This is a genomic window from Pseudomonas palmensis, assembly GCF_017848315.1.
Taxonomy (GTDB): domain Bacteria; phylum Pseudomonadota; class Gammaproteobacteria; order Pseudomonadales; family Pseudomonadaceae; genus Aquipseudomonas; species Aquipseudomonas palmensis.
In genome coordinates this window covers 1-6,758 of the sequence record NZ_JAFKEC010000106.1, presented here as the reverse complement: position 1 = coordinate 6,758, position 6,758 = coordinate 1, and the positions used below count along the sequence as shown (strand labels likewise).

2 protein-coding genes are annotated in these 6,758 nt (G+C 65.7%); both read right to left on the bottom strand.

Translation table 11 applies throughout. The annotated features are described in order from the left end of the window. A partial coding sequence (locus JZZ72_RS27345) for an amino acid adenylation domain-containing protein (RefSeq protein ID WP_456291245.1) occupies window positions 1–6,328 on the bottom strand: 6,328 nt, incomplete at its 3' end. 92 nt (window positions 6,329–6,420) lie between these two features. Continuing rightward, a partial coding sequence (locus JZZ72_RS27340; RefSeq protein ID WP_210015471.1) for a phosphopantetheine-binding protein occupies window positions 6,421–6,758 on the bottom strand: 338 nt, incomplete at its 5' end.

Sequence of the window (6,758 nt, the reverse complement as noted above, 5' to 3'; positions counted from 1 at the left end):
GCCATGCAGCGCCGCTCTCGAGGATCACGCGCTCGACCGATGCAGTAACAGGCAACTCCAGGTGCGCCTGGGTCAGCAGCAGCTTGATGCCGCTGTCCTCGATCATGTAGGCCAGACGATCCTGCGGGTACTCCGGGTCCAGCGGCACATAGGCGCCGCCGGCCTTGAGAATGCCCAGCACGCCGACCACCATCTCCAGGCTGCGCTCCACCGCCAGGCCGACCAGTACATCCGGCCCCACGCCCTGTTCGCGCAACTTGTGCGCCAGCTGGTTGGCACGCTGGTCGAGCGCGGCATAGCTGAGCGACTGCTCGCCGAAGGCCACCGCGATGGCCTGCGGGGTCCTGTTCGCCTGCGCCGCGATGTGCTGGTGAATGCACGGCCCGGGCGCGTGCTCCGCCTCGACCGGGTTCCACGCCTGCACGATGCGCGCCTGCTCCTGGCCATCCAGCAACGCCAGTTCGGCAATGCGCTGCCCGGCCTGCCGCACGATACCTTGCAACAACTGGGTGAAATGCCGGGCGATCTGTTCCACGCCCGCCCTGCTGAATTGCGCCTGATCGTAGGCATACTGCACCGACAGCTGCGCGCCCAGGCCGATGATCAAGGTCAGTGGGAAGTTGGTCTGCTCGTGGTTCCGGGTGTCGAAGAACCTGAGCCCCGCCGGCGCCCCTTGTTGCAGCGCCTCGGCCACCGGATAGTTCTCGAACACCAGCAAGGTGTCGAACAACCCCTCGCCGCCCGAGCCTGCCAGACGCTGGATCTCGCTCAACGGGCTGTGCTCATGCTCGCGCAGCAACAGGTTCTGTGCCTGCAACTGCTCCAGCCAGGCCCCTACGGCCTGTTCGGGCGAAGGGCTGGCGACCACCGGCAGGGTGTTGATGAACAGCCCCAGTTGCTCCTCCACCCCGGCCAGCTCGGCCGGGCGCCCCGACACGGTGGCGCCGAAGCTGACGCAGGCCTGTCCGCTGTAGCGTTGCAGCAGCAACAGCCAGGCGGCCTGCATTACCGTATTGACCGTTACCCGCTGCTGGCGGGCGAACTCGCCCAACGCCTGGGTGGCCTGCACATCCAGCAACTGGAAATGGTTGGCATGGCCCTGCCCCAACTGCGCCTTGTCACTGCGCAGCGCCTGCACCAGGCGCGTCGGCTCGGTGAGGTCACGTACCTGCTGCTGCCAGAACGCCTCGGTGCGCGAGCTGTCCTGCTCGGACAGCCACTGGATGTAGTCGCGATAGCGTCCCACCGAGCGGGCGGGTGCCTGGCCGGCATAGCGCTGCAGCACTTCACCGAGCAACTGCGAATTGCTCCAGCCATCCAGCAGGATGTGGTGGCTCGTGTAGACAAGGTGATGGCGCTCGTTTCCGGTACGGATCACTGCCAGACGCAGCAGCGCCTGGTGCTGCAGGTCGAAGCCGCGTTGCAGATCGGCCTCGGCCCAGCTGTCCAGTTGTGCCTGCAGGTCAGGCCGGGCTCGCCAGTCCAGTTCGACGAACGGCAGTTCGAGCTGCTTGCGAATCACCTGCACGGGCTGTTCGAAGCCGGTCACGAAACTGGCGCGAAGCACCTCATGCCGGGCCATGGCGTCTTGCCAGGCCTGCCGGAAACGCTCGACATCCAGCCCCTCCACGTCCACCCGCATCTGGTTGATGTAGTGGCCGCTGCCCTGCTCGTACAGAGAATGGAACAGCATGCCCTGCTGCATCGGCGACAGCGGATAGATGTCGTCGATCTCGCTGGCGGCAATCGGCAGGCTGTCCAGCTGCACCTGGGTCAGCCTGGCCAGCGGGAAATCCGAAGGCGTCACGCCAACGCTGCCTGGGTGCACACAATGGGCAACCAGCACCTTGAGCTCTTCGGCGTAGGCCTGGGCCAGGGCCTGGATGGTCGGCGCGTCGAACATCTGACGGCTGAAGCTCCAGCCCAGCTTCAGTTCGCCGCCATACACCTGGCCGTTGATCGACAACCAGTTGCCCAGTGGTGCCTGCGGGCTCTGGGTGGCGCCGGCAGACTCGCGGGCCGGGGTGAAGAAACCGCCCTCCCCCTGCTCGTCGGCAAAGCTGGCGTCGAACTGGCCCAGGTAGTTGAAGGTGATGCGCGGTAGCGGCAGCGCGGCCAGGGCTTCACGGGCCTGCGCGTCGCCCAGGTAGCGCAGTGCGCCGAAACCGATGCCCTTGTCAGGCACCGCGCGCAGTTGCTCCTTGATGCGCTTGATCGAGCCGTCGAGGCTGTCGACGGGGCTGAGCCTGACCGGGAACATGCTGGTGAACCAGCCCACGGTACGGGTCAGGTCGATAGTGTCGAACAGCGCCTCGCGGCCGTGGCCTTCGAGCTGGATCAGCACCTCGTCGCGCCCGGTCCAACGCGCGATCACCCGCGCCAGGGCGGTCAGCAGCAGGTCGTTGACCTGGGTGCGGTAGGCCGCCGGAGCCTGCTGCAGCAACTGGCGGGTGGTGACGGCGTCCAGGTGCGTCTGCACCTCGATACCATGCACGCTTTGCAGCGACCCCTGCGGATTGTCGCAGGGCAGCTCGGCACTGGCGCCCGCCAGTTCGCTGCTCCAGTAGGCCAGTTCACCTTGCAGGTCGGCCGCGTGCGCCTGCAGGCGCTGCGCCCAGGCCTGGGTCGAGCTGGTCTTGGGTGGCAGGTTCACCACCTGGCCGGCGGCCAGTTGGGTGTAGGCGCTCTGCAGGTCTTCGAGCAGAATGCGCCACGACACGCCATCCACCACCAGGTGGTGGATGGCCAGCAACAGGCGCTGGCTGCCATCGGGCAGCGTCGCGAGTACCGCGCGCAGCAGCTCGCCGCGCTCAAGATCAAGGCTGCGCTGGGCCGTTTCACACAGCCCCTGCAAGGCCTCGGCGTCGGCCACCGGCTGCGTCCACAGCAGCTCGCGCACACCGCCAGGGGCGCCATACTCTGCCGCCCACGCGCCATCGGCCTGCCGGGTGTAGCGCAGGCGCAGGGCATCGTGATGGGTCAGCAACGCTTGCAGGGCCTGATCCAGCACGGGCGCCTTCAGCGCCTGACCGGGCCTGAGCAGCAGCGCCTGGTTCCAGTGGTGCTGTTCGGGTATTGCCTCGTCAAAAAAGTACTGGTGCACCGGCAGCAGCAACGCCTGACCCTGCATCGGCCCCTGGTTGATCTGTTGTGCCTGTTCGCCCAGCCGGGCCACCGAAGCCAGGCCCTGCACAGTCTGGTGCTGGAACAGCGCCTTGGGGGTGAAGTGGATACCGGCCTGGCGCGCGCGGCTGACCACCTGGATCGAGATGATCGAGTCGCCGCCCAGTTCGAAGAAGTTGTCGGTCAGGCCCACCTTCTCCAGCTTGAGCACGCCGGCCCAGATCGCCGCGATGCGTTGTTCGAGCTCGCTCTGCGGTGCCACATAGGCCTGCTGCAACTGGCTCGCATCGGGCTCGGGCAGTGCCTTGCGGTCGAGCTTGCCATTGGCGGTGAGCGGCAGGGCCTGCAGGTACATCAGGTGCGCCGGCACCATGTAGTCCGGCAGCGCTGCTTTCAGGTGCTCGCGCAGGTCGTTGCGCAGACGCTTCTGCGCTTCGTCGTCGGGCAGCGAAGGCGCGTCGAGCACCAGGTAGGCCACCAGTTGTCGACCGCTGGCGGCTGGCACATCGATCACTACTGCCTCGCGGATCGCCGGGTGGGCCTGCAACCTGGCCTCGATCTCGCCCAGCTCGATACGGAAGCCACGGATCTTCACCTGATGATCGATACGCCCCACGTACTCGATCACCCCGTCCTCGCGGTAGCGCGCCAGGTCACCGGTACGGTACAGCCGCCCGCCACCCTGCACGCTGGTGTCGAACGGGTCGGGCAGGAATTTTTCCGCAGTCAGTGCGGCGCGCCCGGCATAGCCACGGGCCAGTCCGGCACCTGCCAGGCACAGCTCGCCGGCAGCGCCCACCGGCACCGTGCCGCCCGCACCGTCGAGCAGGTAGACCCGGCTGTTGCTGACCGGCCGGCCGATGTTGGCGCGGCCCTGCGCTGTCCTGAGCGTGAAGGTCGAGTAGGTGGTGTCTTCGGAGGGGCCATACAGGTCGTAGACCTTTTCCACCCCGCCGGCCTGATACAACTGGTCGACCAGCGACTGCTTCAACGCCTCGCCGGCCAGGTTGATCATGCGCACGCTGCTAGGCAGCTGCCCGGCATCGTGCAGCGCCTTGATTGCCGAAGGTACCGTATTGATAAGACTCACCTGGTCGCGGGCAGCCAGGGTGGGCAATTCCAGCGCGTTATTGGCCACAATTGCGTAGCCGCCGCACGAGAGCGTGACGAAAATCTCCCACACCGAGAGGTCGAAACACACCGAGGTGGATGCCAGCACCCCGTGCAGATCACCGGGGCTGTACACCGACTGCGCCCAGGCGATCAAAGCCACGGTATTGCGGTGCTCGATCAGGACGCCCTTGGGCTGTCCGGTGGAGCCGGAGGTATAGATGCTGTAGGCCAGGTTGCCCGGTGCGGTCAGGTTCGGCAGGTCAGCGTCGGGGCAGTCATCCAGCACCAGTTGGTCGAGCAGTACGGCCTGGGCAAGCAGGCCTTCGGGCAGGCGTGGCAACAGGCTCGACTGCGACAGCAACAGCAAGGCCCGACTGTCATTGATCATGTAGGCCAGACGTTCCTGCGGGTACTCCGGGTCCAGCGGCACATAGGCACCCCCTGCCTTGAGCACCGCCAGCAGACCCACCACCAGCTCGGGGCTGCGCTCAAGCGCCACCCCCACCATCACCTCGGGCCCCACACCCAGCTCGCGCAATCTGTGCGCCAGCTGGTTGGCACGCCGGTTGAGCTGCTGGTAGGTCAGTACCTGCTCACCATGCACCAATGCGGTGGCATGCGGGGTGCTGGCCACCTGTGCCTCGACCAGCTGGTGCACGCAACAATCGACAGGATATGCCGCCTCGGTACGGTTCCAGTCGCCCAGCACCTGCTGGCGCTGCCGGGGGTCCAGCAGGGGCAGCTCGGCAATGCGTCGTTCAGGCTGATCGGCAATACCCTGCAGCAGGTTGTGCCAGTGCCCCAGCATCCGCTCGATGGTACTGCGTTCGAACAGGTCGGTGGCATAGGTCAGCGTCGCCGCGATACCCGAGGCGTGCTCGACCGTGTTCAGCGACAGGTCGAACTGGGCACTGCTTTCCTCCCAGGCCAGCACCTCCACGGTCAGGTCCGACAGCAGGCGGGTCTGCTGCCGGGAGGTGGCCTGGTGATTGAACATCACCTGGAACAGCGGGCTGTGACTGAGGCTGCGCTCGGACTCCAGTGCATCCACCAGTTGTTCGAACGGCAGGTCCTGATGGGCCTGCGCCTCGATTGCAGCCTGCTTGACCTGTTGCAACAGCGCCAGGAAGGTCGTGTGCAGGTCGAAATCGGCCTTCATCACCTGGGTGTTCACGAAGAAGCCGATCAGGGCCTCGGTTTCGGCGCGGTTGCGGTTGGCGATGGGCACGCCCACGCGGATATCGTGCTGGCCCGAATAGCGCTGCAGCAGGCACTGGAAGCTGGCCAGCAACAGCATGAACAAGGTCACGCCCTGCTGCTGGGCCAGCACCTTGAGGCGCTGGGCCAGCTCGCCGGGCAGTTCCAGCCCAAGGTTGGCACCGGCATCGCGCTGTACCGCAGGCCGCGGGTGATCGGTGGGCAGCTCCAGCACCGGCTGGTCGCCGCCCAGTCTGGCCTGCCAGTAGGCGAGCTGGCGCTCCTGCTCGCCGGCCTCCATCCAGTCGCGCTGCCAGATCGCGTAATCGGCGTACTGGATCGGCAGTGCCGGCCGCTGTGCCGACTGCCCACGACGGCTGGCTTCATAACCCTGGATCAATTCATCGACGATGATCGGCATCGACCAACCATCCGCAATACTGTGGTGCAGCGTCAGCACCAGCGCATGCTCGCGCGAAGCCAGACGCAGCAGCTTCACGCGCAGCAGCGGCCCCTTTTCGAGATCGAAGGGCCGTTGGGTTTCCTCCTCTACCTGGCGCTTGAGCAGTGGCTCCAGGTCAACGCCCGGTGCGTGGTCCAGAGCCTGGGCCTGCAACGAAAAGGCAGTGGCCGGTGCAATCAGTTGAACGGCATGATCGCCGTCCTGCTGGAAAGTGGTGCGCAGGATCTCGTGACGATCGATCATCGCCTGGAAGCTCGAACGCAAGGCCTCCAGGTCCAGGTCGCCCTTCAGACGCAGGGCGACCGGAACGTTGTAGGCGGTGCTTTCGGGCTCCAGTTGCCACAGGAACCATTGACGCTGCTGGGCATACGAGAGCACTGCAGGCTCCCCCGCTCCCCTCGGGGAGATGGGGGCGACGCCGTAAAGATTCACGCCTTGACGCTTGAGCAGCGTGGCCAGCGCCTTGCGCTCTTTGGGAGACAGCGATTTTACGGAATCGAGCAACGCCTGCATTGGAATACCCCTTAAGAAATCAGCTCATCAAGTTCCTCCGTAGTTAGACGTTTGAGTGCCTCCAGGGATTTAGCCAATTGCGCCTGAAGTGGATCAATTCCAAGGTTTTTTTCCTCGAGGCTGCGCACGAACTCCCCCAGCTCGGGGTATTCGAACAGGTCCTTGAGTGCCGCCTCGATGCCCAGCACTTCGCGCAGCCGCACCATCACCTGGGTTGCCAGTAGCGAGTGCCCGCCCAGCTCGAAGAAGTTGTCGGTCAGGCCCACCTGCTCCACCTGCAGCACCTGCGCCCAGATCGCCGCCACCTGCTGCTCGCGCTCGCTGTGGGGCGCCACATAGGCCTGCTGCA